General features: G+C 44.5%; 29 protein-coding genes and 1 tRNA gene. 5 read left to right on the top strand and 25 right to left on the bottom strand.

Annotated features, from left to right (window positions below; all coding sequences use genetic code 11):
- Positions 1–81: 81 nt before the first annotated feature.
- The 5 genes from ACDJ59_RS05210 to ACDJ59_RS05190 all read right to left on the bottom strand — a co-directional run bounded on the left by ACDJ59_RS05210 (position 82) and on the right by ACDJ59_RS05190 (position 4,731).
- Positions 82–768, bottom strand: coding sequence for a hypothetical protein (locus tag ACDJ59_RS05210; RefSeq protein WP_413407878.1), 687 nt, complete (start codon positions 766–768; stop codon positions 82–84).
- 2 nt (positions 769–770) lie between these two features.
- Complete coding sequence (locus tag ACDJ59_RS05205; RefSeq protein WP_413407877.1) at positions 771–1,769, bottom strand: hypothetical protein; 999 nt, start codon at positions 1,767–1,769, stop codon at positions 771–773.
- A complete protein-coding gene (locus ACDJ59_RS05200) occupies positions 1,756–2,028 on the bottom strand; it encodes a hypothetical protein (RefSeq protein ID WP_413407876.1) in 273 nt (90 codons plus the stop codon). Before ACDJ59_RS05200 ends, ACDJ59_RS05205 begins: the two co-directional genes overlap by 14 nt.
- Before the next feature lie 182 nt (positions 2,029–2,210).
- Positions 2,211–4,424 (bottom strand): M1 family metallopeptidase, encoded by a 2,214-nt coding sequence (locus tag ACDJ59_RS05195; RefSeq protein WP_413407875.1) that lies wholly within the window; start codon positions 4,422–4,424, stop codon positions 2,211–2,213.
- A 235-nt stretch (positions 4,425–4,659) separates the two neighbouring features.
- A tRNA-Val gene (locus tag ACDJ59_RS05190) sits at positions 4,660–4,731 on the bottom strand.
- Positions 4,732–4,933: 202 nt separating this feature from the next.
- On the opposite strand from ACDJ59_RS05190, the gene ACDJ59_RS05185 reads away from it, so the two are divergent.
- The 3 genes from ACDJ59_RS05185 (at position 4,934) to ACDJ59_RS05175 (ending at position 6,222) form a co-directional block, all read left to right on the top strand.
- Positions 4,934–5,191, top strand: a complete 258-nt coding sequence (locus ACDJ59_RS05185) for a hypothetical protein (protein WP_413407874.1) — start codon at positions 4,934–4,936, stop codon at positions 5,189–5,191.
- 238 nt (positions 5,192–5,429) lie between these two features.
- Entirely contained in the window at positions 5,430–5,873 is a 444-nt protein-coding gene (locus ACDJ59_RS05180; protein WP_036614958.1) for a GNAT family N-acetyltransferase, read from the top strand.
- 112 nt (positions 5,874–5,985) lie between these two features.
- Positions 5,986–6,222, top strand: coding sequence for a DUF3892 domain-containing protein (locus tag ACDJ59_RS05175; protein WP_017687389.1), 237 nt, complete (start codon positions 5,986–5,988; stop codon positions 6,220–6,222).
- Between the two features lie 75 nt (positions 6,223–6,297).
- Here ACDJ59_RS05175 and ACDJ59_RS05170 read toward each other — a convergent pair whose 3' ends face one another.
- The 4 genes from ACDJ59_RS05170 to ACDJ59_RS05155 all read right to left on the bottom strand — a co-directional run bounded on the left by ACDJ59_RS05170 (position 6,298) and on the right by ACDJ59_RS05155 (position 7,616).
- Complete coding sequence (locus ACDJ59_RS05170; RefSeq protein WP_339235785.1) at positions 6,298–6,579, bottom strand: hypothetical protein; 282 nt, start codon at positions 6,577–6,579, stop codon at positions 6,298–6,300.
- Positions 6,563–6,784, bottom strand: a complete 222-nt coding sequence (locus ACDJ59_RS05165) for a hypothetical protein (RefSeq protein WP_017687387.1) — start codon at positions 6,782–6,784, stop codon at positions 6,563–6,565. The genes ACDJ59_RS05170 and ACDJ59_RS05165 overlap by 17 nt, the downstream gene beginning before the upstream one ends.
- Before the next feature lie 146 nt (positions 6,785–6,930).
- Positions 6,931–7,251 carry a DUF3889 domain-containing protein gene (locus ACDJ59_RS05160; protein WP_413407873.1) on the bottom strand — a complete coding sequence of 107 codons (321 nt, stop codon included), beginning with the start codon at positions 7,249–7,251 and terminating at the stop codon, positions 6,931–6,933.
- Between the two features lie 56 nt (positions 7,252–7,307).
- Complete coding sequence (locus ACDJ59_RS05155) at positions 7,308–7,616, bottom strand: hypothetical protein (RefSeq protein ID WP_413407872.1); 309 nt, start codon at positions 7,614–7,616, stop codon at positions 7,308–7,310.
- A 262-nt stretch (positions 7,617–7,878) separates the two neighbouring features.
- On the opposite strand from ACDJ59_RS05155, the gene ACDJ59_RS05150 reads away from it, so the two are divergent.
- Positions 7,879–8,781, top strand: coding sequence for a manganese catalase family protein (locus ACDJ59_RS05150; RefSeq protein ID WP_340963349.1), 903 nt, complete (start codon positions 7,879–7,881; stop codon positions 8,779–8,781).
- Between the two features lie 220 nt (positions 8,782–9,001).
- Here the strand turns inward: ACDJ59_RS05150 and ACDJ59_RS05145 are convergent, their stop codons facing one another.
- The 11 genes from ACDJ59_RS05145 to ACDJ59_RS05095 form a co-directional block, all read right to left on the bottom strand.
- The gene (locus tag ACDJ59_RS05145; protein WP_413407871.1) at positions 9,002–9,295 is read right to left on the bottom strand and encodes a DUF6809 family protein; all 294 of its coding nucleotides are present in this window, start codon (positions 9,293–9,295) and stop codon (positions 9,002–9,004) included.
- Between the two features lie 142 nt (positions 9,296–9,437).
- Complete coding sequence (locus tag ACDJ59_RS05140) at positions 9,438–9,617, bottom strand: ribbon-helix-helix domain-containing protein (RefSeq protein WP_413407870.1); 180 nt, start codon at positions 9,615–9,617, stop codon at positions 9,438–9,440.
- A gap of 307 nt (positions 9,618–9,924) precedes the next feature.
- Positions 9,925–11,010 carry a DUF3626 domain-containing protein gene (locus ACDJ59_RS05135; RefSeq protein ID WP_413407869.1) on the bottom strand — a complete coding sequence of 362 codons (1,086 nt, stop codon included), beginning with the start codon at positions 11,008–11,010 and terminating at the stop codon, positions 9,925–9,927.
- A gap of 92 nt (positions 11,011–11,102) precedes the next feature.
- Complete coding sequence (locus ACDJ59_RS05130) at positions 11,103–11,372, bottom strand: hypothetical protein (RefSeq protein ID WP_074095813.1); 270 nt, start codon at positions 11,370–11,372, stop codon at positions 11,103–11,105.
- A 232-nt stretch (positions 11,373–11,604) separates the two neighbouring features.
- Positions 11,605–11,859: a DUF5071 domain-containing protein gene (locus ACDJ59_RS05125; protein ID WP_413407868.1), complete on the bottom strand. Its 255-nt coding sequence runs from the start codon at positions 11,857–11,859 to the stop codon at positions 11,605–11,607.
- 44 nt (positions 11,860–11,903) lie between these two features.
- Entirely contained in the window at positions 11,904–12,473 is a 570-nt protein-coding gene (locus ACDJ59_RS05120) for a DUF3221 domain-containing protein (RefSeq protein WP_413407867.1), read from the bottom strand.
- 125 nt (positions 12,474–12,598) lie between these two features.
- Positions 12,599–12,928 (bottom strand): hypothetical protein, encoded by a 330-nt coding sequence (locus ACDJ59_RS05115; protein ID WP_413407866.1) that lies wholly within the window; start codon positions 12,926–12,928, stop codon positions 12,599–12,601.
- Positions 12,929–13,160: 232 nt separating this feature from the next.
- The gene (locus ACDJ59_RS05110; protein ID WP_076250814.1) at positions 13,161–14,876 is read right to left on the bottom strand and encodes an ABC transporter ATP-binding protein; all 1,716 of its coding nucleotides are present in this window, start codon (positions 14,874–14,876) and stop codon (positions 13,161–13,163) included.
- A gap of 44 nt (positions 14,877–14,920) precedes the next feature.
- Entirely contained in the window at positions 14,921–15,952 is a 1,032-nt protein-coding gene (locus ACDJ59_RS05105) for a FecCD family ABC transporter permease (protein ID WP_237174416.1), read from the bottom strand.
- A 2-nt stretch (positions 15,953–15,954) separates the two neighbouring features.
- Positions 15,955–17,010, bottom strand: coding sequence for a FecCD family ABC transporter permease (locus tag ACDJ59_RS05100; RefSeq protein WP_036614761.1), 1,056 nt, complete (start codon positions 17,008–17,010; stop codon positions 15,955–15,957).
- A 272-nt stretch (positions 17,011–17,282) separates the two neighbouring features.
- Positions 17,283–18,020, bottom strand: a complete 738-nt coding sequence (locus ACDJ59_RS05095) for a glycerophosphodiester phosphodiesterase (RefSeq protein ID WP_413407865.1) — start codon at positions 18,018–18,020, stop codon at positions 17,283–17,285.
- Positions 18,021–18,251: 231 nt separating this feature from the next.
- On the opposite strand from ACDJ59_RS05095, the gene ACDJ59_RS05090 reads away from it, so the two are divergent.
- Positions 18,252–18,518: a hypothetical protein gene (locus tag ACDJ59_RS05090; RefSeq protein WP_413407864.1), complete on the top strand. Its 267-nt coding sequence runs from the start codon at positions 18,252–18,254 to the stop codon at positions 18,516–18,518.
- Positions 18,519–18,736: 218 nt separating this feature from the next.
- On the opposite strand, the gene ACDJ59_RS05085 is transcribed toward ACDJ59_RS05090, so the two are convergent.
- The 5 genes from ACDJ59_RS05085 to ACDJ59_RS05065 all read right to left on the bottom strand — a co-directional run bounded on the left by ACDJ59_RS05085 (position 18,737) and on the right by ACDJ59_RS05065 (position 22,562).
- Positions 18,737–18,865, bottom strand: coding sequence for a hypothetical protein (locus tag ACDJ59_RS05085; RefSeq protein WP_017687371.1), 129 nt, complete (start codon positions 18,863–18,865; stop codon positions 18,737–18,739).
- A 120-nt stretch (positions 18,866–18,985) separates the two neighbouring features.
- Positions 18,986–19,570, bottom strand: a complete 585-nt coding sequence (locus ACDJ59_RS05080; RefSeq protein WP_413407863.1) for a TIGR00730 family Rossman fold protein — start codon at positions 19,568–19,570, stop codon at positions 18,986–18,988.
- A 421-nt stretch (positions 19,571–19,991) separates the two neighbouring features.
- Complete coding sequence (locus ACDJ59_RS05075; RefSeq protein ID WP_017687369.1) at positions 19,992–20,411, bottom strand: hypothetical protein; 420 nt, start codon at positions 20,409–20,411, stop codon at positions 19,992–19,994.
- A gap of 19 nt (positions 20,412–20,430) precedes the next feature.
- On the bottom strand, positions 20,431–21,099 hold the full coding sequence (gene ung / locus ACDJ59_RS05070; RefSeq protein ID WP_413407862.1) for a uracil-DNA glycosylase: 669 nt from the start codon (positions 21,097–21,099) through the stop codon (positions 20,431–20,433).
- Between the two features lie 242 nt (positions 21,100–21,341).
- The gene (locus ACDJ59_RS05065; protein WP_413407861.1) at positions 21,342–22,562 is read right to left on the bottom strand and encodes a MalY/PatB family protein; all 1,221 of its coding nucleotides are present in this window, start codon (positions 22,560–22,562) and stop codon (positions 21,342–21,344) included.
- Positions 22,563–22,729: the final 167 nt, after the last annotated feature.

The raw sequence follows: 22,729 nt of genomic DNA, 5'->3' as shown, positions 1-22,729 counted from the left end.
CGTGTTTAGGTACCACATTACTTCAAGTATATCTTTCACCTATCCATGCAGATAATCTATTTATTCTCTTTGTCATTCCAATCAGTTACTCCAGATATCTACTTTCATCTGTGCACATTTGAAATACTTGGCCTCGGCCTTACTTGTAGTCAGTTTCAAAAGACACTGCAATTCTCCATGTTGGAACAACCCCCCGCTAAGGTCAGCAGCAACACCGCCATATTGATCATCCGCACCAAGCCATACGGACGGTCTCTCGAACCCAGCTGAGAACTGTAATCCGGTACAGAGCAACACAGTGAGATTCTTACGGTTCTGTGCTTCATCTCCTGCTACGCCATGTGTGGTGAAGAACACCATGTTTTGATTAAAATCCGTGTACGTTCCATCTGCTTTATAGGCACGGACCATACCATATTTCTGATTTACGTTTTGAAAAAAAGTGATTCCGGCCTTGCTATCCTTCGATTTAATGCCAACCTGGACTGAGATTCCAATGTTCCCGTTTAATTGTAACGCTTCCAAAGTGATTGCAATTGCTGTTACTTTCGAGCTGTCAATCAGATGTTTCATTTTTAACTCTGCCGTGGCTCCTGCCGTTGTCGGAGTTGTAACAGTAATGGTCCCTCTGTCGGGCAAAGGCTCAAACGTAGGGGTGCCCACCACCTCCACCCAATCCGGTAACGTTCCGTAAAGAAAATCGGCCACAAGCTGTTTGTGAACCTTTCCAAAGGGCACAATCTGACCCGCTGCATCACGTATAAGCATCTCTACACCCCCACCGAATAGGCTACACCGATATTATGATCGGTATTGTAATACACGTACACTACACCGTCCATAACGGACACCATTAAGGACTGCATGTTCGTCGTTTCCCAAGTCAATGCCGGAAAATATATATCTGTAGGTTTGTCCAGCAGTTGACGAAAGTCTGCACTGATCTTGGCAATGGCAGGCCGAGCTACCGTCGTAACCCCACCGGAAGCATAAGCCGATAACATGCCCAGCCACCACATGCTCCCTTTGTACATAAATACACCAGCATTGGGTCTCGAAATGTTTTCTCCTGCACTTAAAGTGGCATCATTACCACCCATTAATGGTCTTGGATCAGCTAACCAGCTACGTCCGTCATGTGAATGCCAGATACATTTACGACCAAAGTCACCACCGCCCATCACTGAGAAACCGATCCATTTGCCACCATTTCTGAAACACGAGAAATATCCGGTATGACCATCACCTGGGAACCCGGGAGGTTTGTCCAAAATCAAACCCACTCTTGTCCAGTTGATCATGTCTACAGAGGTCGCAAGTGCCGTTGATTGATTGATCCCCAGTCCGTTTTGTTGATAATACATAAAGAACAATTGTTCTTCATCGTTCCAGATCACAAATGGAGTTTCCGTCGAATTTCCAACCACAGTATCGAGATACACCTGTCCGTGTTTGGTCCATGGTCCTGTCGGGCTGTTCGAGTAGGCTAGTCCAATTCCTCCGATGTGATTATGGTTGGTAGAATACGTAGCATAATAATCTGCTTTTGCATCAGGGATAAGCCCCTTTACCTTAATCGCCCGAAACCAATAGATCGATTGGAGACCCGCCATTGCAGCGGTATACATAGGATTGTCCATTTTTTTATCAAATTGAGGCGTGTACATCCGTCTGGATTCTGCATCGCAATAATCATAAGGCGCAACGGCCCTGTTCGCCTTCATCGCTGCGTCGAGTGCTGCCTGAGCAATATTATCAGTCATAGACATGGGAACTCAACTCCTTCGTGAGCAGGGCATTACCATTTACCGGTCGCGAATATAAAACAGCCGAAGTGTCCTTTAATAGGATTGAAAAATCGACAACATTACCCTCATTCGCAGCCGGCTCCTGAGTATTACAAATGATAGGACGAATTCTAGCATTATATGAATACGCTTTCATTTTGTTCATTCCTTTAATTCCTTTACAGTTGTAATCAGCAAGTGTCCCTTTCATTGGTACGCCCGGATAATGTTGATCCTTCATATTAATCCCTCCTATTGTTTTCTCCCGATAAGTATATTCATGAAGTTGCCTTTGTGTTAAAGCATTATGCCCATCTTACAGCCTATTATTCTAAGACTGGTTTTCATATAAAACATAAACAGGCTAACCAATACAAATTGGCTAACCTGTTTGAACGAAGAAACTGCAAAACCAATTCCTTATTACTCCGCAAAAAGTGAAGATATGGGATTCACAACTTTTTTATTGGATTTCTCCTTGCCTTGGTTATCCAATACATAGTACTGGTAAAAATCATTAGTGAATCCGATAGTTTGTTGTATTTTCATCATAAATGGTTCAAATCTTGCCTCACTTAGATGATCTTCATTCCAGAAATAGTGAAGCATCAACCGATTCTGATTATAAGGATGTTTGGTAATGTATGCGCCTGCAGCCAGCGGTTGCTTCATAGTCTGCTTCCAGTCAAAACCAATCTGATTCGCCCGGTCCATGATGCTGGATTTCAAAGCCTGCACCACTCCGTTTGACTTCGCATTGCCAATCACAATCAGGTTGCTGTTGCCGATCTCTTTTTTCATCTTTTGCTTCAGTTCCTTACGATCCCTAACCACGTCATACTTCACACCACTCATATCCAAAAACGAGGTCAGCTGACTCACGATTGCTTCCTGCTGCTTGTCTGCTATCTTGCTTACCCGATCACTGAGCACAATGGTTAAACGCTCACCCTGAAGAACTTTATCCATCATGCGGTTCATAACTTCAAAAGGTAAATCCGGAATCAGTTTCATGACTGTCTGATACTGTAATTGAAAAACGTCATGCAAATAGGCGGTTCGCTCTTCCAACGACAGCTGGTATTCAGGCTTCAACACAAAATTAGGTTTATATAATGCTGTCTCCATTTCCATACGCTGTTCTTTTCCGAGCACATCTTCGATGGTATGAAGAAGTCCATCAATCGTCGCATTCTGGTACACGTATCGATTGAAATATTCTTTCATAAATTGATCAAACTTCTCTTCACCGACGGAGCGGTAAAGCTGGTATATCGCTTGTCGTCCTTTTTGATAGAAGACCAGACTAGCCAAGTCCTCTACCTCATCATTCGTTGACGCAATCGCCACCTCTACGGATGAATCATCAAATTGTAAGGATCTAAAGCCATTAAGCTTGTCTCCCTGTTTCTCGGCAAAATACACCATAGAGAAATCAGCAAAGCCTTCATCCAGGAAGGATTCTGTCTCCGAATTATTACCGATCAATGCATGGAACCACTGATGCGCTATTTCATGAACAAATGTTGTGTCTTCTTCTGGAACAGCACCATTTTGAATCTGTCCCATCTGGATGAGCCTTGCATACTCCACGGCTACACCTTGCACATACGTCTCAACAATCCGAAACTCTGGATATGGATACTTCCCATACTTGTCACTGAAAAAATCAATAGCTTTAAAAGCCTGATCAATATATTGCTCAACGATCTCTTTTTTTCCAGGCTGGTTGTCAAAATAATAGTACTCAACCGTGAGGCCGTTACGGGTAACGCTTTCTACTTGAAATTTCGGGCTGGCAAAGAAAACAAACTCCCTTGTATTCTCAGCCAGAGCGGATACAATTTTACGTCCATGTTCGGTATCCTCTCGTGTTGTGATAACACCAGGCATCGCTACCTGATAATCATCAGGAACGTTTAAATCAACTTCATAATCCGCTGAGGTATAATAGTCACTTTCGAATGTTTGACTATATGGTGCTGTATCCCACTGATGCTTCCCCTCGTCATACACAGACATCACAGGGAACCAGTGTGCTCCATTGATAATATCCTGGTAATACGATATGCGCTGCGATCCATATGGAATGTTCAGTTGAAAACTCACTTGAAATGAGACGGATTTGCCTGGTTGTACAGGTTCATTCAATTGTACCGTCAACGCTTGGTTCTCGTTTTTGAAATCGAGAGATTGCCCCCCTGCTGTCGTCACTCCCTGAATATCCATTCCGCCAAGAAAATCTTCCGGTTTTTTATCTGGACTATTTTTGCTGATATTTTCATTAGCTTGTTTAAACATCGACGCCTGTGTAGACTTCGACAGGTTCGCATCAGCATACGTATGGAGGACTAATTGATTCAGAGTATCATTGCTTGTGTTACGGTACGTAATTTTTTCGTTACCCCGGAGAGTCATGTCCTTCTCATTCAGCCGAGCCTGAATATGGTATTGAATAGGCACCTGCTCTAAAGAGTCTTTCTGTGTATTATATATCTTCGTAGATACAGGCGCTGGGTCTGCTTCCGCGGCAACAACCCCCATGTTGGCAAGTGGGCTTGTTGCCAGTATTAAAGCCAGTGTACCCGCGATCCCTACTCTGGCTAACTTTGATGTAAATGGGTTTGAATAATTCATAAGTTCTCTCCTTCTCCTGTTCTATGTTGACCTCAGAACCAAGTATAGAAGACGAACCTTACGCTGAATTTATGTTTTATTTAAGTTTTGTTTAAAAAGAGAGAGACTGTACCATTAAATTTATTATCAACAAAAACCACCTACACATATTATTGGAGGTAGCCATATTATTACAAAAAAAAACAACCCCTCTTGAGATATAACTCTCAAAAGAAGTTGCCTTTAATTTTACATATAGGACGAGTGGGGATCGAACCCACGACCCTTACCCTGTCAAGATAATGCTCTCCCGCTGAGCTATCGCCCTGCAATAATTAAGATGTATCACTCGCTGTCATACTACTAAATTTAACTGAGCTAACAGATCATGATATATATTTTTTCCCAATCAAGTAACAGTATCATATCAAGTAACCGTGTTCATTGTCAATGATTTATTTGGTTATAATTCACCCGAAATGGTGCACAATAAAGGAAAGATTACCATTTCAACACGAGGTGAATTCCCTATGAGAAACTTAACAAAACGGTCAAAATCCAATAAATATACATTTACCAAATGCTTCTTTCTCTTTGCTGGGCTTGTGATTCTCAGTACAAACGTTACGGGTTGCGGCTTGGAGAAGGATGAACATACGGTACAATTCCAACAATTACAACAGCCCCATGAAAATAGTGAGTCTCTGCCGGTCTGGCTGGACGTATACTCCAAATCTGTAATTCAAGATGTGTATTCTCCGCGAGGAAGCAGTGAAGTCTTGCCGTGAAGGTTAACAGGTGAATTACTCGTCTTCATCCCACTTGCGTGAGTATGCTTTCTTCGTAACGTAATACAACAGAGTAATCATTCCCGCCGACATTAGCAATGTAATTACCATGATGCCTGTCATGCCCATCACTACCCCCTCCTCTCCCAATATGTTCCAGACTTCACTATACAGGAAAAACATTTTTTTGTATAATTCAGTCTGATATGTCGCGCAAGAGCAGAAAGAAGGAATGGAATTGGCAGCTGAGATTAGTTATGTATCAACAGAAGAACAACTGGAGCAAGCCCTGGGAATTCGCCATCACGTTTTTGTGATCGAGCAACAGGTGCCTGCCGAGATTGAGATTGATCAATATGATGTCATCAGTCCAGATGTGCATCATGTATTGTTAAGCACGGATGGGCAAGCTGTAGCCACAGGACGTCTGATCTATTACAGCAAGGATACGGCCAAAATGCAGCGGATCGCAGTGCTTGAATCTCATCGTTCATTTGGTTATGGACGTGTGCTTCTGCTCGCGATGGAGGAGCTGGCACGTGAACTCGGCTTATCCTATTCTGTACTGGATGCGCAGTGTCAGGCACAGAAATTCTATGAAAAACTGGGTTATGAAGTGATTTCGGAAGAACCTTTTTATGATGCAGATATTCTGCATGTTCGTATGCGAAAGAGCTTGTAAAACCTCGGCGTTGGCAGGTCTTATCAGCATATGGTGCATACTTCCGATGAATTCGGATAGGCTAATCAGGTAAGCAGATTCCTATCTCGTCATATAAGGAGAGTGTGACATCATGGATCAAACGACACGCGAGAGTTTCACAGCAGTACAGAAAAATGGTGACGGTGACCTGACAGCTTTTCAGACTTCAGCAGGACGTGTACTGGATTATCAGCAGGCACTTGCAGAAGTAAAGGCTGGCGCTATTGCCGGTGTGAATGTATTTAAAGGCAAGGATGGCGAAATGTACATTCGCGGAGATGCTGACGGTGACCCGACCAACAACCTGGACCAACTTCCCCATTTCTAAAATAGATGCACATGTCGTACATGTGACATAATAAGCGCCGATCCGGATATCCGGGTTGGCGTTTTCTTATTAGAATTAGTAGTCCGTAAAATATTTTACGGAGTCCCCGGAAGGCTGGCTTTTGCGAATCGGCTGTTGTACCTGTTCCCATGCCTGCAAAATCTGTATCCCTTCAAGAGTAGACCGGTTCTCCCACGCGATGTGCCCGGTTCGTTCAAGCTCCAGCAATGACTCATGAATGTAAGCTCTGCTTCGTCCCGTCTTGGTCTCCAGTTCATCCATACGCGGCAGCCTGCGCCGTTGTCCTGCATAGTTCACCATAATACGCAAAATCTTGCGTTCAAAGTCGTTCAGCATACTTTACCTCCCCATTCAGATCGGTAACAGGACGCCATGCCAGAATACCTTGCTCCAGAAATGTTCGGGGTGAACCTTCTTTTCCCGCTGATGCTCTAATCATCCCGCCACGTACACTGTTAATTCGAATCTGTCGCTGCGTAATCTGCCCTGCACGATCCATGTAGACAAGCTCCACCATCTGGCCAATATATTTCCCTAGCATAATCATCCCTCCGATAAGAACGTTTGTTTGTATTTCATATTATATGCGAACATAAGTTCTTTATTCAATAGTAAAAAAAGGATTTTGTAAAATAAAAAAAACCAGACTTTCACCTTAATGATTAAGGCAGTCTGGTTCATAACGGATCAGTGTCGATCCGATTCGGAAAATTGTACTTTCTTTAATTGCTGTGTAGATGGATTAAAATCAACATTCACATAGACTGCGAATTGCTTGCCGTCTTTACCACGAACCCACAGCTTGAACTGTTCCCGTGATTGATCCGCTGTTAGAGAGGTACGACCGATATGCTTATAGTCCAAAATATCCACATTATACTTGGTCTGTGTTTCTTTGACCGCAATAATTCCCCACTTCGCATAATCAGGGATGGCGGCGCCTGTGCCTGATGTAATTCCGGCTAAACTCAGGACTACCGACATAACGGTAACGATGAGCATTCTCATTTCACTCACTCCTTGGGACAATATGTTTCTGTTATATTGCCCGTCCGGGTTTCATTTTACACGAATAAACGAAAGATCCAGGCCAGTGGCCGTAGGGAAAAAGGAACCACATGAACAAGCCGGTCAAACGAATCAGGAGGCTCCGTCCGAAAACTCATTCCCCAGTCACCCGAGAAAACGTGTTGTTGTGTCTTCGGCTCCTCAGGACGATCCAACCCGTATTTCTTTTCAAGCCTTTGCCTCGTTTGTTCATCCACCTGAACCTCATTCGTAACGACATATGCTGTGGCAGGCTCGCTGCTTATGTACATCTGAATCATTAGAAACATTACAATCCCAGTTATTCGTATCCAACGCTTGTTCATCTCTTACTCCTTTATGGATTCATGACTCTCTTCTATTGTAACGTGATGACTCGTTCGAATGTTTGATTATACATAAATTTGACCGTATTGGAAATAACAAATGGGAGAAGAGTTGGGGCATGCGTTATGCGATGCTTAAGTCCCATTTGGTTGATTTTTTGTTTAAAAAAGCCAACAGACGTGTAATAGGCCATGACAGAGTGACTTCACGATTTGAAACCCTACACGATCTGCAATACCAATATGAGGAGGTTACACCCGAATGTTCAAACGCTTGGATGAAATCCTGATTGAGATTCCCAATGTCGAGAAGCCAGATCCGAATGCTGCGGCAGCCATACAAGAATTACTCGGCGGCAAATTCGGAGAAATGTCAACGTTGAACAACTACCTCTATCAATCGTTTAATTTTCGATCCAAAGAAAAGTTGAAGCCCTTTTATGACCTGGTCATGAGTATTACGGCCGAAGAATTGGGTCATGTTGAGCTCGTGTCTCATGGCATTAACAAGTGCCTCAGAGGTTCAACCGAGTACAGAGAACCCGACGATACACCGCTTGGTTCCGTGAAAGATGCTCGTCTGTCGTATCACTATCTGGCAGGTGCACAAGGCGCAATGCCTTTTGACTCTATGGGTAATCCCTGGACGGGAGCAAACGTCTTCAACAGTGGCAACTTGGTCGAGGACCTGCTGCATAACTTCTTCCTAGAATGTGGCGCCCGTACCCATAAAATGAAAGTGTATGAAATGACGGATCATCCGGCCGCCCGGGAAGTGGTTGGTTACCTGCTTGTTCGCGGTGGTGTGCATGTGGTTGCTTATGCAAAGGCGCTTGAGATTGCAACTGGCGTAAATGTGACCAAGCTGGTTCCTATTCCTTCACTGAACAACAAAGCCTTCAACGAGGCTCGCAAATATGAAGAAAAAGGGGTACACACCAAGCTGTACACCTATAGTGATAAAGATTTCAACACGATCGGTCAGATCTGGAAAGGAACTCACCCCGAAGATGGACAACCTCTTGAAGTCATCCAAGGGATACCTGAAGGATTCCCGATTCCAGAAGCCCCTGCGGTCGAGGAAGAATTCGCACCAGGTATATCGCAAGAAGACTTCAAAGAGATTGCACGTCGTCTGAAAATGGCGGGGAATATTGCGGATTAAGGAACCATCTGTTTAACAGGTTCTTTCCCTATATATATTGTTAACTCTATGTTTAAGTGAAGCCCTCGAACCCTACTGCTGAATGCAGAGAGGATTTGAGGGCTTTGTTATATTAGATTTTTGAAAAATTTTATGATGCAAAATAAGTATGTTGTATGCACGTCATTTCCTGAGAATTTAGCTATAAAAGTAAACCTGATCTCTGTTCACATCGTTAAACTTAGTTAAACTCCAACACCGATTCCTCCCGCTGACTCATGACTTCAATTAGCATGTTGGCACCCAGACGAAAACCTTGTGCAAACGCTGCTTCCGTATGCATGCCCTCGCATCTGCCACACAAGTCAAATAACTGTTCAAGCTCAAGAAATTCTTCCTCGCTCAATCGATTCTTCCACTGCTCTGTCAGAGCTGCAATCTGCCGTCCTAACGCTTGGTATTCAGGATGTGTCGGCATCATCATCTCATCCGGTCGAAGTCGTCCATTATATAATGCTTCTAATATCGAATTCATGTGCATCCTCCTGTATATCAATACGCACCTCACTTGAATGAACGTTCTGCACATGGTAGGATATTTATGCAGTCGCTCATTCAAGTGATTGTGGGTTAGGAAGTAGCGCTGTTCTTCGAGGGACGAACGCTGCTTCCTTTTTCTATTTTTGGAGCTCGTCGTAAATCATCTCAATCCCTTTGCGAACGATGTCTGATCGATTCGTATTCAGCTTCTCAGCCGAAATATCGAGCTTGTTCATAATTTCCTCGTCGACACGTATCTCAATCGTTCTGCTTTTGGGTTTGTCAGATTTAGGCCGGCCCACCTTTTTGGCGGACATTGCTTCACCTCTTTTTTCGTCCTGACAACAATATATTATTGTCAGGACAAAAAGTCAATGTATTTGTAAAACATACGTTCGTTTTTGTGACAGCAGATTTATAGATAAATGTATAGTCAGTATAGTCAGTAATCCGTTTGAATGATAAAAAAACAACCTTGAACGGTTAGGCGCTCAAGGTTGTTAGAGTACTATTATTGAGTAACCATTAAGATTCAGGAGACACGCAAACAAGTACGAAGGAGAATTTGGTGCTTTAGCATTTTCATCACTACGTATTCAATATTTTTAATCACGAAAAATGTTTTCACTCTTCCATTGGCTTTCCATATCTCACTAAGACATGCCAGAGTAATTTTAATTCTTGTAGAACTTCTTTGTAGGTTCCTCTATCGCTCCAATGGCTTGGGTTTTGTTTCAAGTCCATAGCTGCAGAACCAATGATATTTGCATCAATCAAATCACTTTTTGCAATTCTTTTGGCTAGTGAAGGCATTGAAGGACCTCGAAAATCTATAGGAACGTCATTAACTAATAGTGTAAAGCCCATGTGCCAGTGGAGATCAATGGAATACTTTAAACATATCTGCTCTAAGATTCGTCCTGTATGGGTGCCTTTAAATGATGGGTCGGCAACAAGCATCTTTACATCTTTTTCAAGGGAAATATCACCATGAATCTGAGCTTCGATATAATAATCCAGATTTCGGTTTGGCTCTTGGTTTGATGGATTTTGGAATGGTTTCTCAAGATTGACGAGCATATGATCGATTAACTTTTGAACCGTTAGATTTCTTTCACCAATGGCAAAACCACTATTGAATACATCCCTCATAAGAGCAGCCAAAATGAGGTCAAATTCCTCATACGTTCCCTTTTCCTCGGGGTCTTGGTGAGAATCCAAATATGTATACGTGCAACGTTGAGAGACCTCAGTGGATAAAAGGAAGTAACATGATCCAAAACGCGGAGCAGGTCCATCGGGATGTAACATAACATTGAGTGCCCCATACTTGGGACGTTCACTATTGGTTGAGCCATTTATTTGGTACGCTCCGCCAAACATTTTATTCTCCCAAACGTCACGTTCACCGCCTGAAAATGCGGACACACTTCCATTCGATAAGAAAGTCTCAAACTGACTTTTATAAAACCCCTGCTCAAGTAGTGCTTCAGCCACGCTTTTCATATTCGGATCTAATCGATCTGGGTGAAAGTGTAGAGCAATACTTGTATGAGATTTTAGTTTTTTGATAGCTTTTTCAAATGTCTTCAGCTCGATGTTGGACATACGAAGGATTTCTCTAATGGTTTGCTCCGCCTCATTTTTGCGGCTTCTTGCATAATTGGTTACATGCTCTTGAGCTAATTGCTGAGACCTTGATAATTCCATGGGCAGAAGATTCCTTTCCATTTTTTATAAAATCATAATGGCGGTTTCCTTGTTTATCATATAGATTGTAGCCTAATTATAGTTTTCGATCTTCAATCTATTTTTCTAGGGATTAGTTCATTCTCAGGGAAATTCCACCAATTGGATTCCTCATAATAAATTGTTTTTGCCCAAAATTCAGGGGACTCATGAAAAATCAGGTCTTCTTCTGATAAAAAATCATTGCCTTCCCAAAAAGAATTAATCCTGAGAAAAGCTTCCTTCTCTGAAATATCAAATAATTCAATTAATAGTTGAACAATGTGTAAACAATATATTTCCGAACTCAAAAAGGTAGGGAAAAGAAGTTGGTATTTTAGCATTTTTATCACTCCATATTCAATATTTCAGTCTTTCTTAGAAAGTTAATTACCAGTTTCTATGTATCCAAACTTCCCTCTCCACTTACCTCTCGTTGGGTCTCCTTCATCTTTTCCAAAAGCTCCATTATAACCTCATCCAACCCCTCTACTATCTCATCATGTGTAGGAGACTCAAGTATCTTTACCAAATCCGACCGTAACATACTTAGATAAGATGCAGGCAATCGATCAATTAACCCCACCAAAAAATGAAATATTCCCAAGTAGAATCTTGGGTTTGCAATACATCCTTAATATGAGGAACTAAGTCCTCCCCCAATCTCAATAGCAGATTCTCTACCGGCTTAGAGATAGGCCAATTCCCGTCTTGTAACCATTCCATCAGCTCTGGGATGATAACTTTCAATTCGACGTCACTAAATTGATTTAACTTACGCACCGCCTCAAAATCATGTTTATCGCGGGGAAGACACTCCCTAATATCCATTTAAACTTCCTCATCTCTATGTGCAAAATCATATACTCCCTCTGTTACTCTACTGGCTCTACATCCTCTACTCTGATCTCAATTTCATCTTGATTCTTCGTCGTTGACATCGCGTCTCTTATGCGAATCGCCCACGTTCCTGCATCCTGATAAAATTGTACATCTTCAATCACAGGAACACGTACTTTTTCTCCATCTGGTGAATATAGTCCACCTCGAATAGCGTCCGCCTCACTTAGATGGGCACCGTCTGGAGTATTTGGACAAGATACCGCTATCTTTTCTGCTCTGGCCTGCCCAGGATAGGGTTGATTTTCCGGGCCTCCATCCGTCCAGACTTCAACATAGGAGCCGATCTGCGGATCAGGCGCATTGGAGAACCATTTTGCCGGATAATACCGATTTCCTCCTCCGTTCGCACTGAAATCCTCATATGCAGGATCAACCACAAGAATGGAATTGTCTTTGCGTTCAACCACATAACCAGTGAATCCATCTTCACTTGGTGCATTCGCTTGAGTCTGCACAGAGTTGCACTCGATATGTCCTGAACATCCCGTAAGGCATACGATTAGGATTGAGAGCAATATGAGGACTCGACGAAGATTGGACATATGTAAATCCCCCTTTAATAACACCTCTTTCTAAATTTAACGTTCCATATCAGTTTATTGTTACAAATACAGCGGTCAGCTCACCCTTAACTTCCTGACGGGCTCAACACGATCAACCCAAATATTCACTTCTTCATATCCCTTTTGTACACGTACCTTCCCCATACCACCAACGCCGCACACAACAAGATCACACAATAAGCCCATACAAAAAACATGGCAAGCCCCAACCCGATGTTGGCATCCAGGCGCTTATCAAAGATCTCTGTGTATAGCGAAAAACCGAGTGGCACGGCGCCAACAATGAAAAGTCCAATGGACCATCCACCCAAGCGTTGGAAACCGGACCCCGCACGAGTACTGGAAAGTTTGCGAATTCCTTGGATCAGAAACCACCAAATCAGAATAAATAATAGACAAGTTATAAGAATTTTCAGCATATCGTTCAATTGCATATCGTGTACCTCCTATATCTTGCAAGATGATGAACATATCTTACACGTTAAGCGTTCTCTTTACTATATTACCCGCTTCCAAATCCATGATCACAGGCAGATATGAGCACAGTACCCCTGATCCACACTTGATCATGAAAAAAGAAAAAAACGCCACCGTCCTGACTCCTTCCAAGTCAAGAATGATGGCGTTACTTCTCATATTTACATTGTTACATCCACATCGAATAGATTAAGCACCAAACTGCGCATAGTGAAGACGGCTGTACACCCCACCTGCTGCGAGTAATTCTTCATGACGTCCCTGCTCCGTAATACCTTGTTCAGCAACGACAATAATGCGGTCTGCATTTTTGATCGTAGCCAATCGGTGAGCAATAACCAGGGTAGTCCGTCCTTCGGACAGCTCAGCAAGAGATTGCTGAATCGCCGCTTCCGTTTCTGTATCCAGCGCGGATGTGGCTTCGTCCAGGATCAGAATTGGTGGGTTTTTCAGGAACATACGGGCAATGGACAAACGTTGTTTCTGTCCACCGGACAGCTTCACACCGCGTTCACCAATTAACGTATCCAATCCTTCCGGCATGGATTGAATCAAAGGTTCCATCTGGGCACGTCTGGCGGCCATCCAGATTTCTTCTTCGGATGCATCCAGCTTGCCATAGGCAATGTTCTCCCGAATGCTTCCATCGAAGAGGAACACGTCCTGTTGTACAATTCCGATATGACTACGCAACGAGTCTAGTGTCATATCCTGTATCTCCTGCCCATCGATCGTGATGCGACCTTCCAACACATCATAGAACCGCGGCAGCAGACTGCATAGCGTTGTTTTACCTGCCCCCGATGGACCGACAAGCGCTACAGTTTCACCTGCACGTACGTTTAGATCAATACCTTTGAGAACAGGTTCCTGATCGGAATAGCCAAAGGTCACTTGCTCATAACGGATATCTCCACGCAAATGGGATACCGTAACGGCTCCTGGACGATCTTCCACATCCGGTTCCATATCAAGCAACTCCGTATAACGTTTGAAGCCTGCAATCCCTTTTGGATACGTCTCAATAACCGAGTTGATCTTCTGGATCGGTGTCAGGAACACATTGGACAACATAATAAATGCAATGAACTGACCGTAGGTCATACTGCCTTGAATGACAAACCACGTTCCGCATACCAGGACAAAGAGGGATACCAGCTTCATCAGCATATAACTGACAGAGGAGTTCCAGGCCATGATTTTGTATGCGATTAGCTTGGTCTGACGGAAACGACCGTTGTTCACAGCGAATTGTGCTTTTTCATGCTCTTCATTAGCAAAAGCCTGAACAACACGGATACCTGTAATATTGTTCTCTACACGAGCGTTGAAGTCCGCGATATCCCCGAACATTCGGCTGAATGCCTTGGACATTTTGCTACCAAAGTAGAGTGACAGATAAATAATCAGCGGTACGATGATAAAGGTTAACACCGCCAGATTCCCGTTAATGCTCATCATGATGCTGAATGCACCAATTAGCGTCATGACCGCGATAAATACATCCTCTGGACCATGATGGGCAATCTCACCGATATCCATCAGATCGTTAGTCATACGAGACACGAGGTGTCCTGTTTTGGTATTATCGAAGAAACGGAACGATAACTTCTGCACATGATTGAACAGACTTTTACGCATATCCGTCTCAATGTTAATACCGAGCTTGTGTCCCCAATAGGTAACCACGAAGTTGAGAAATGAATTCAATAAGTAGATGCCGAGCAATGCCAGACACGCCCATAGAATCCAGTCCCAGCGGCCGCCTGGCAGCAGATCATCGACTACCCGGTTGACCGCCAGTGGAAAAGCCAGTTCCAGCAAGGCGACTAAAATCGCACAACTGAAGTCAAGAATAAAGAGCTTTTTGTAAGGCCTATAATAGGCAAAGAAACGGCGAAGCATGGACTGAAGTCCTCCTTATGCAATCACACAATGATGATTACGTTCTATTTCGTCTTGCTTAAGAGGTACAGGAAGTATGGTGCACCAATAATGGCAACCAGGATCCCCGCAGGAATCTCCGAAGGCTGCAGGATGACACGACCCAGCGTATCTGCAACCAGTACAAGCAATGAACCGATCAGTGCAGATGCGGGTAACAGGAATTGATGTTTTGGACCCACCAGACGACGTGCCAAATGCGGTCCGATCAGACCTACAAAACCGATCCCCCCACTCACAGATACACATGAGCCGGCAAGTCCTACAGCAGCCGCAAGCAAAATCAGTCGCTCACGCTCAACCGGAGTCCCGAGTCCGCTTGCAGTCTGGTCCCCCAGATTCAGTACGTTCAATACACGTGCCTTATACAGGACAAGCGGGACAAGAATGATCAGAAACGGTAGTAATGCCGTTACAAATTTCCAGTTCGAACCCCAGATACTGCCTGCCATCCAGGTAGCTACAAATTGATACTTTTCCGGACTAAGCCGTAACGTAAGCACGATCATGGCAGAACTGATTCCCGCCGCTACCCCGATCCCTGTAAGCAACATACGCGTAGGCAGGATGCCCTCTCCTTTTTTGTAAGAGAGAATGTAGATCAGAAATGCAGCAAAACCGGAACCGATCAGGGCCAGAATTGGCAAAAGAAATACCGGAGCCGCTGTCGTTGTCGGGAAAAAGGAAACAAATAACATAACGACCAGACCAGCACCTGCATTAATCCCGAGGATCCCCGGATCTGCCAACGCATTCCGAGATACTCCCTGCAAAATACAACCAGATAACGCAAGTCCGGCCCCGACCAGCACCGAAATCACAATACGTGGCAGACGGAATTCAAACAGGATCAATTCCTGTTTCGCCGTGCCTCCACCAAACAGGGTTCGCAACACCTCAAGCGGCGAAAGCTTGGTAAAACCTGTGTTCATGCTCACCACAAAAGCCGTAATAATTAATAGGGCAAGCACAATGAGGACAATCGTACTCTTGGTTCTCTTCTTGCGCTCTGCTCCAACTATTGTTGAGGATTCCATCGTTACAGAGTCCTCCTTTCTTTACGCGCCAGATACAGGAAGAATGGTACCCCGATGAGGGCAACCAATGCGCCAATTGGCGTCTCGTACGGCGGGTTAATCATACGTGCAGCCAGATCCGCAAATACAAGCAGCAAACTACCCATCACAGCGGAACATGGAATAATCCAGCGATAATCGACCCCAACCAGCTTCCGCGTGAGATGGGGAATAATGAGCCCAACAAAACCGACCGCACCAACCACAGACACAGCCGTACCCGCTAGAATCAGTACAACAATCAGGCCTATGAGCTTGATCAGCCCAGTACGTTGCCCTAAGCCCACCGCAATATCTTCTCCGAGACTAAGCAAAGTAATGGAACGGGAGATGAGGAGACCTGCGATCAGTGCCGCGAGTACCCATGGGAACATGACCTCAAGTTGAGACCACTTCGTTCCGGCTACACCACCGGCCGTCCAGAAAGCCAGATCTTGTCCAATCCTGAAATACAATGCAATCCCTTCACTGAGTGCCGACAACATCGCAGATACAGCCGCACCTGCAAGCACAAGGCGTAGTGGCGTAAGGCCTGATTTGGAAGCTGCACCAAAACCGTACACCAACAGGACACCAAGCCCTGCTCCAAGGAAGGAATACATGATGATATACATAAATGGCAAGCCAGGGAAGAAGGCAAAACAAACTGCAAGCGCAAATCCAGCTCCCGCATTTAACCCAAGCAGACCTGAATCGGCCAGCGGGTTACGAGTCATGCCCTGCATGATCGCACCAGCTACAGCGAAACATGCACCCACCATTGCTCCTCCAAGGATACGTGGCAACCGAATCTCCCATATGATCTGATGTGGAGTCAGCTCAGGATTGAAATCAAAGATAGCCTTCCAGACTACACTAAGCTTAATATCAGCAGCGCCAAATGAAATGGACAACGCCATACCCAGAGCGAGTAGCAAAACTCCCCCAGTAAGAATAAGTGTGGCCGCCCACGGACGAGTGTGTATCTTCGCTGTGGGTGAATCCGGATTATGTTTTTCTGGTGAAGCTTGTGAACTCATACGCGCCCACCCTCGTTATGAGTGGAGCTGCTCAAACCTATGTACATAACAATCACCTCTCTATAAATACCGAACTTTAATGATATTGATTCTCATTCCCATAGACCATTGTAAGTGAATCCACCGGCTCTGGCAATGGACAAATAGGACATGTTTATTGCATATATGAATATTTGCACACAATTTCACACGCAAAAAGGCTGCGCAAGAGCCAAAAAGCTCGAACACAGCCTTATCATTGCATATGTAGAACATGTAAAATACAGACTCGTTTAACGGGCATGTACCGTAAGTAAGGATGCCAGGACATCCGGAACATCAGTAATGATCCCTTGCACACCCATGTCGATCATGGCCTGCATCTCGGCAGGATCATTCACGGTAAATGGATAGGTAACAACGCCATGTGCCAATGCAGCAGCAACATCCTCTTGTGTGACTGCCAGCTTGTAGGGATGAAGGCCGGTAGCTTCGAGTTTGGCGGCATAATCATAGGGTCGATATAACTTTTCCATATATAGAAGTGCTGTACGAATCTCCGGGGCAAGACGTTTACATCTCACGAGCGAAGCATGATTGAAACTGGACAGCACAACCTGTTGCTCCAGATTCCAGTCCCGGATTGCCTGTATAACCTTCTCTTCCATCCCCTTATAACTCACAATACCATTTTTCAATTCCAGATTAAGCAGGGTTCCTTTCCCCTGTACCAGCTTGAATAACTCCTCCAGAGAAGGAATACGTTCCCCGGTAAAATCAGCATGGAACCAGGACCCCGCATCCCGTGTGCGCAATTGATCGTAAGTCGCATCCTTAACCCAACCTTCTGCGCCGCCAGTTCGGCTTAACGTCTCATCATGAATCAGTACCAGTCTGCCATCACTCGTCATCTGCACATCGGTCTCAATGCCTGTCGCTCCAAGCTCCAGACTCCGTTCAAAAGCGCTCATCGTATTCTCCGGGCATACGGCAGATGCACCGCGATGGGCAATAATCTCCATGTTCCTCATTCCAGCGCCTCCTGTGTTCAAGCTTCACTCTATGATCCTTACTATAAACACCGTTTGTTAGACCTGTATTAACAGAGCGTATAATGGGTTATCTGCTTCGCTAATACTCATGACTGAATTGAACATCTAACGGGCTGGGGATTCACTCATTTTTGCGAACTCAATCTGAAAATCGACATAACATAGTATGAACGATGGAAGCACTGAACTCCGTTATAAGGAGGTTGACTATTGAATCCCTCAAAGAAGAAATCGATACCTACGCGTCCTCACACATCCCAGTTACAGTCGGCTTCCAGGCTTTCCACATCATCCGTCCATATCAAAAACAAATCCGGCAAGACGGCTAATCAGCGTTCTCTTAACTCCAGTTCACCCAACACACTGGATCAGCTGGCTATTGTTGCAGCAATACTCTCCTTAATTGCAGCCGCCATCGGGCTATATATCGCCTGGAAATCGTTAAGTGTTCCGGATCAAACCGCTGTTGTGGTGTAAGCTGCTTGTTGTGCAGCTAATGGCTCAGGAGGCTCTCTCCTGCTTCTGACCTTATTCAGGGGCAGGTTTTTGCTTTTTCAATTACTCAACGTATGCTGGAAACGTCAAAAAACCGTTCCCCTGAAACGCCGAGAGATACCGACGTCTCTTTGGAAAGGTCATTTTTTATTCGGGCGCTGCCTCTGCAGCGTGATCCCCGTCCCGGGATACTGACCGAATTACAGAATGAATGTGCGAGAGATAATAACCAACAGAATGAACAATACCAGAATTGCACCTGTCGATGTCCATGCTCCACCACTAAAACCTCCGCCGTATCCGTAACCTGTGCCTTTGAGTTCGCTCATGAGTGACACTCCCCTCTTCATCGAAGTACACTATAGACTATGTCCGACAGCGCAACTTGCTTGGGCAGATCGAAAATTCTCCCGAGGAACGAGTGGGTTCAGGCCCGTCTTCTTATGCACTCATTCCCCGTTGAGTTGTGACCACTTCTGAGTCAGCTCTGCAGGAATATAGGATGACATTTGTTTGATCAGTTCAGCCGGATCAGCTTCCAGACTCCATAGACTGAGATGCGAAGTGTTGGAGAATCCTTCCTGTACGCTATGTTCTACCATCTTCATCAGCGGTCCATAATATCCGTTGACATTCAATAAGCCAACAGGCTTACGATGAATACCGATCTGTGCCCAGCACAGTACCTCGAATAGTTCTTCAAATGTACCCATACCTCCGGGAAGTGCAATGAATCCATCGGATAATTCAGCCATCGTAGCCTTCCGTTCATGCATGGTTCCCACTTCAATCAGTTGTGTTAGCCCTCCATGAACAACCTCGCCCCGGAACAATCCAGTAGGCATAACCCCGATTACCTCTCCCCCTTGCTCAAGAGCAGCATCGGCTACTGCACCCATCAAGCCCATGCAAGAACCACCATAGACTAGTGCATAACCACTATCAGCAATCTGTTTGCCCAGTTGAATAGCCTTCTCTGTATAATCGGGGTGATTTCCCGGATTGGAGCCTGCAAAAACAGCTATACGTTTCATTGGGTTTCACTCCTTCTCATGATCTTTTTAAATTGAACTAAAGAATATTTACACTTGCCACTTCGATGACAGAACAACCTTCCGATCGCTGTTATCCCCAGATTTTTTGATTCAATTTTACAAAGGTGAATATCTTGGGATAAAGGCGAACGCTCCGCTTCTTCAGGTTATTCCTGCCCTCTACGTTCTCGTGTAAATGTTTAGTTCAATTTTCTATTTTAATAGTATACAACATGAATGTAATGGGTATGTACAACAGGTTAACAGAACCAATGGACAAAAAATACCCGACCGTTTGCAGCCGGCCGGGCTCCCATTTCAATACACATCAATTTAGAAGGGGTTGTTATTACCTAATATACAGACCAAATATTAAATCCGTATGATTTTTGCATGAAATGATTATTAAATCTTCGTATAACTAACGTATCCCACGGCGTGAACGTACGACAAACATATGCTTGTCTTTACGAAGAACCCGACCATCTGCAAGTTCAACCTGATCCTCGTCATGACGCAGAATCGTCGTGGATAACGCTACAATTTTGGCCCGGCGCCAGATCATAACCTGTGACTTGAAATAGATGGCATTTTCGAACTGAATCGCCTTTTTCATCACATATCCAACCTTGTGTACTTCAGAACGTGCTTTCTTTAAGGGAAGACTCTCTTCGGGAAGAGGTCTGATCATTGCGATATTGTCAAACGACACCTTAATTCGTTTGGGTCCGATTCGTACACATTCCGCTTCTTCATCCCACTCGACCAGCGTTCCCTTCAATGGCTCCCGTATGCCTGTTGCACGATATACCGCTACTTTTCGCCCTATCCAATGTCGCAATGTTCTCACCTCCATCTGTCTAGTTTTCAGGTATCTTCCAATCGATCGGTTCAATACCTTTGGAGGTCAAGAAATCATTGGCTTTGGAAAAGGGACGACTGCCGAGGAATCCACGATGTGCAGCCAGCGGACTGGGATGTGTAGACTCCAGTACCAGGTGCTTGTCCCTGTTAATAAAAGCACCTTTCTTCTGAGCATGACTGCCCCACAGCATATATACCATCGGCTCCGAACGTTCATTCAACGCACGAATGACAGCATCCGTAAACGTCTGCCAGCCCAATCCCTGATGGGAGTTCGGCTGACCTTCACGAACCGTTAGGACAGCATTTAATAGCAGCACTCCCTGCTGTGCCCAATGAACGAGAGATCCATGATTCGGAATTGGTAGGTCCAGATCGGCATGAAGTTCCTTATATATATTTTTCAGAGAAGGCGGTACACGTACCCCCGGTCTAACCGAAAAGCTTAATCCATGAGCCTGTCCCGCTCCGTGATAAGGGTCCTGACCAATAATAACAGCCTTAACCTGATGATATGGCGTCAGCTTCAGTGCGGAGAACAGGTCTTCTTTGGGCGGAAAGACCGTCTGCGTTTTGTACTCGGCGGCGAGAGTGTAACGAATCTTATTAAAATATTCGGCTTCCGTCTCTTCCTGAAGCACCTTGTCCCAATCGTTTCCAAACATATGTATAGGCTCCTTTCCCCTGGTGAATGCAGTTTCGTTCAGCCCAACTACTAGGCTCTTCCTTCTGAGAGCCGCATGTCATGCAACTCATAGACTATCCACCATTTTAACATAACCGGGGACAGCAGACCAGAATTGCACATCAGGGTATACGTTCACCCCGAAATAAATCGTATTCTTGCTACATTCAGTATACTCAATCCAAAAAAGTCACCTCGCTATTGCGTGGTGACTTGATGACTTTATACTTGAACGGGCACCTCTTCGACTTCTTTCACAAGCACACTGCTGATTCTTCGTAACCCTTCCTGAAGGACAGAACGGGGACAAGCCAGATTCAACCGAATGCAACCCTCACCATTGGCTACAAACATATGACCATCTTCGAGCAATACACCCGCTTGCTCAGCGAAGAATAACGGTAAACTTACATGTTGGGGAGCATATGCCGAGATATCAATCCAGGCCAGATATGTGGCTTCCGGAATATGAAAGACAGCCAGTGGCAGATGTTGCTTCACATATTGTTCTACGCAAGCGAAATTGGCGTCGAGATAAGCTTTTAATTGTTTCAGCCATTCATCACCCGTTTCATAAGCTGCTTGAGTGGCAGCAATGCTCAGTGGGTTTTTGAAACTATAATGTCGTGCCTGCCAGATGTCTCGAAGTGCCTTATTTGGAATGATGACATTGGAGAACATCAGACCAGCCATGTTAAATGTTTTGCTCGGGGACATGCATGTAATGATTCGATCCGTATCCGGGAACAGCTTTGCAAGTGGCGTATGTCTTTTGCCAGTCCGCAGCAGATCACAGTGAATTTCATCCGAAATAATCCATACATTGTTCCTCAGACAGATCTCACCCACACGTTGTAACTCTTCCGTTGTCCAGACGCGTCCAGACGGATTATGGGGATTACAGAAAATACATACCCTTACCTTCTCATCCTTGGCCTTGGCTTCAAAATCCTCAAAATCAATCGAGTAACGTCCCTGCTCGTTGAGCATATCCGAACACACCAGTTCAAGATTGTTATGCTCCGCAGCTGACTTGAAGAAACCATAGGATGGGGTCACGATCAGTACTTTCTCATCCGATTGACAGATATATTCCACCAATTCATACAAAGCGGGAATGATCCCGTTTGAGGTCTCCAACTGCTCCTTCGGGAAGGACCAATCATAGTATCTTTTCATCCAATTCGAGACAGCTTCATAGTATGCCGGATCAAATACCTGAGAGTAACCCATAATTCTACGATCCAGACGTTCCTTAACTGCATCCAGAATCTCGGGAGGTGTGGCAAATTCCATATCTGCAATCCACATGCGAATAAATTCTTCATCCTTAAATGGAAATGTCATATCTTCTGTGGCGTTAAAAATATATTGACGGAAACCATCCGTATTCATCGCATTTGTTCCTGTGCGGTCTATAATCTCATCAAAGTTATATTTCATAGCTTCTGCTCCTCTATCTGCTTTACTTTTTCATTGTCGTTTCATGTCGTATTACATCTATTATTCCATGACGCAGGAGTTGCATCAAATGTAATACAATCTATTCTGACGAAACAAATGAAGTTAATTGTTTCTCCAAAATAGGTATTTCAATGAAAAAGTGATAT

This window comes from Paenibacillus amylolyticus, from assembly GCF_047302515.1.
GTDB classification, from domain to species: domain Bacteria; phylum Bacillota; class Bacilli; order Paenibacillales; family Paenibacillaceae; genus Paenibacillus; species Paenibacillus amylolyticus_G.
The sequence above is the reverse complement of the archived record's forward strand: the minus strand, read 5'-3'. Positions and strand labels throughout refer to the sequence as shown.

What these genes read in the sequence shown, in the direction of transcription:
- ACDJ59_RS05210 (WP_413407878.1), bottom strand. Translation starts at nt 768, where the DNA reads ATGCTTATACGTGATGCAGCGGGTCAGATTGTGCCCTTTGGAAAGGTT.
- ACDJ59_RS05205 (WP_413407877.1), bottom strand. Translation starts at nt 1,769, where the DNA reads ATGTCTATGACTGATAATATTGCTCAGGCAGCACTCGACGCAGCGATG.
- ACDJ59_RS05200 (WP_413407876.1), bottom strand. Translation starts at nt 2,028, where the DNA reads ATGAAGGATCAACATTATCCGGGCGTACCAATGAAAGGGACACTTGCT.
- ACDJ59_RS05195 (WP_413407875.1), bottom strand. Translation starts at nt 4,424, where the DNA reads ATGAATTATTCAAACCCATTTACATCAAAGTTAGCCAGAGTAGGGATC.
- ACDJ59_RS05185 (WP_413407874.1), top strand. Translation starts at nt 4,934, where the DNA reads ATGAGAAACTTAACAAAACGGTCAAAATCCAATAAATATACATTTACC.
- ACDJ59_RS05175 (WP_017687389.1), top strand. Translation starts at nt 5,986, where the DNA reads ATGGATCAAACGACACGCGAGAGTTTCACAGCAGTACAGAAAAATGGT.
- ACDJ59_RS05170 (WP_339235785.1), bottom strand. Translation starts at nt 6,579, where the DNA reads ATGCTGAACGACTTTGAACGCAAGATTTTGCGTATTATGGTGAACTAT.
- ACDJ59_RS05165 (WP_017687387.1), bottom strand. Translation starts at nt 6,784, where the DNA reads ATGCTAGGGAAATATATTGGCCAGATGGTGGAGCTTGTCTACATGGAT.
- ACDJ59_RS05160 (WP_413407873.1), bottom strand. Translation starts at nt 7,251, where the DNA reads ATGAGAATGCTCATCGTTACCGTTATGTCGGTAGTCCTGAGTTTAGCC.
- ACDJ59_RS05155 (WP_413407872.1), bottom strand. Translation starts at nt 7,616, where the DNA reads ATGAACAAGCGTTGGATACGAATAACTGGGATTGTAATGTTTCTAATG.
- ACDJ59_RS05150 (WP_340963349.1), top strand. Translation starts at nt 7,879, where the DNA reads ATGTTCAAACGCTTGGATGAAATCCTGATTGAGATTCCCAATGTCGAG.
- ACDJ59_RS05145 (WP_413407871.1), bottom strand. Translation starts at nt 9,295, where the DNA reads ATGAATTCGATATTAGAAGCATTATATAATGGACGACTTCGACCGGAT.
- ACDJ59_RS05140 (WP_413407870.1), bottom strand. Translation starts at nt 9,617, where the DNA reads ATGTCCGCCAAAAAGGTGGGCCGGCCTAAATCTGACAAACCCAAAAGC.
- ACDJ59_RS05135 (WP_413407869.1), bottom strand. Translation starts at nt 11,010, where the DNA reads ATGGAATTATCAAGGTCTCAGCAATTAGCTCAAGAGCATGTAACCAAT.
- ACDJ59_RS05130 (WP_074095813.1), bottom strand. Translation starts at nt 11,372, where the DNA reads ATGCTAAAATACCAACTTCTTTTCCCTACCTTTTTGAGTTCGGAAATA.
- ACDJ59_RS05125 (WP_413407868.1), bottom strand. Translation starts at nt 11,859, where the DNA reads ATGGATATTAGGGAGTGTCTTCCCCGCGATAAACATGATTTTGAGGCG.
- ACDJ59_RS05120 (WP_413407867.1), bottom strand. Translation starts at nt 12,473, where the DNA reads ATGTCCAATCTTCGTCGAGTCCTCATATTGCTCTCAATCCTAATCGTA.
- ACDJ59_RS05115 (WP_413407866.1), bottom strand. Translation starts at nt 12,928, where the DNA reads ATGCAATTGAACGATATGCTGAAAATTCTTATAACTTGTCTATTATTT.
- ACDJ59_RS05110 (WP_076250814.1), bottom strand. Translation starts at nt 14,876, where the DNA reads ATGCTTCGCCGTTTCTTTGCCTATTATAGGCCTTACAAAAAGCTCTTT.
- ACDJ59_RS05105 (WP_237174416.1), bottom strand. Translation starts at nt 15,952, where the DNA reads ATGGAATCCTCAACAATAGTTGGAGCAGAGCGCAAGAAGAGAACCAAG.
- ACDJ59_RS05100 (WP_036614761.1), bottom strand. Translation starts at nt 17,010, where the DNA reads ATGAGTTCACAAGCTTCACCAGAAAAACATAATCCGGATTCACCCACA.
- ACDJ59_RS05095 (WP_413407865.1), bottom strand. Translation starts at nt 18,020, where the DNA reads ATGAGGAACATGGAGATTATTGCCCATCGCGGTGCATCTGCCGTATGC.
- ACDJ59_RS05085 (WP_017687371.1), bottom strand. Translation starts at nt 18,865, where the DNA reads ATGAGCGAACTCAAAGGCACAGGTTACGGATACGGCGGAGGTTTTAGT.
- ACDJ59_RS05080 (WP_413407863.1), bottom strand. Translation starts at nt 19,570, where the DNA reads ATGAAACGTATAGCTGTTTTTGCAGGCTCCAATCCGGGAAATCACCCC.
- ung (WP_413407862.1), bottom strand. Translation starts at nt 21,099, where the DNA reads ATGTTTGGAAACGATTGGGACAAGGTGCTTCAGGAAGAGACGGAAGCC.
- ACDJ59_RS05065 (WP_413407861.1), bottom strand. Translation starts at nt 22,562, where the DNA reads ATGAAATATAACTTTGATGAGATTATAGACCGCACAGGAACAAATGCG.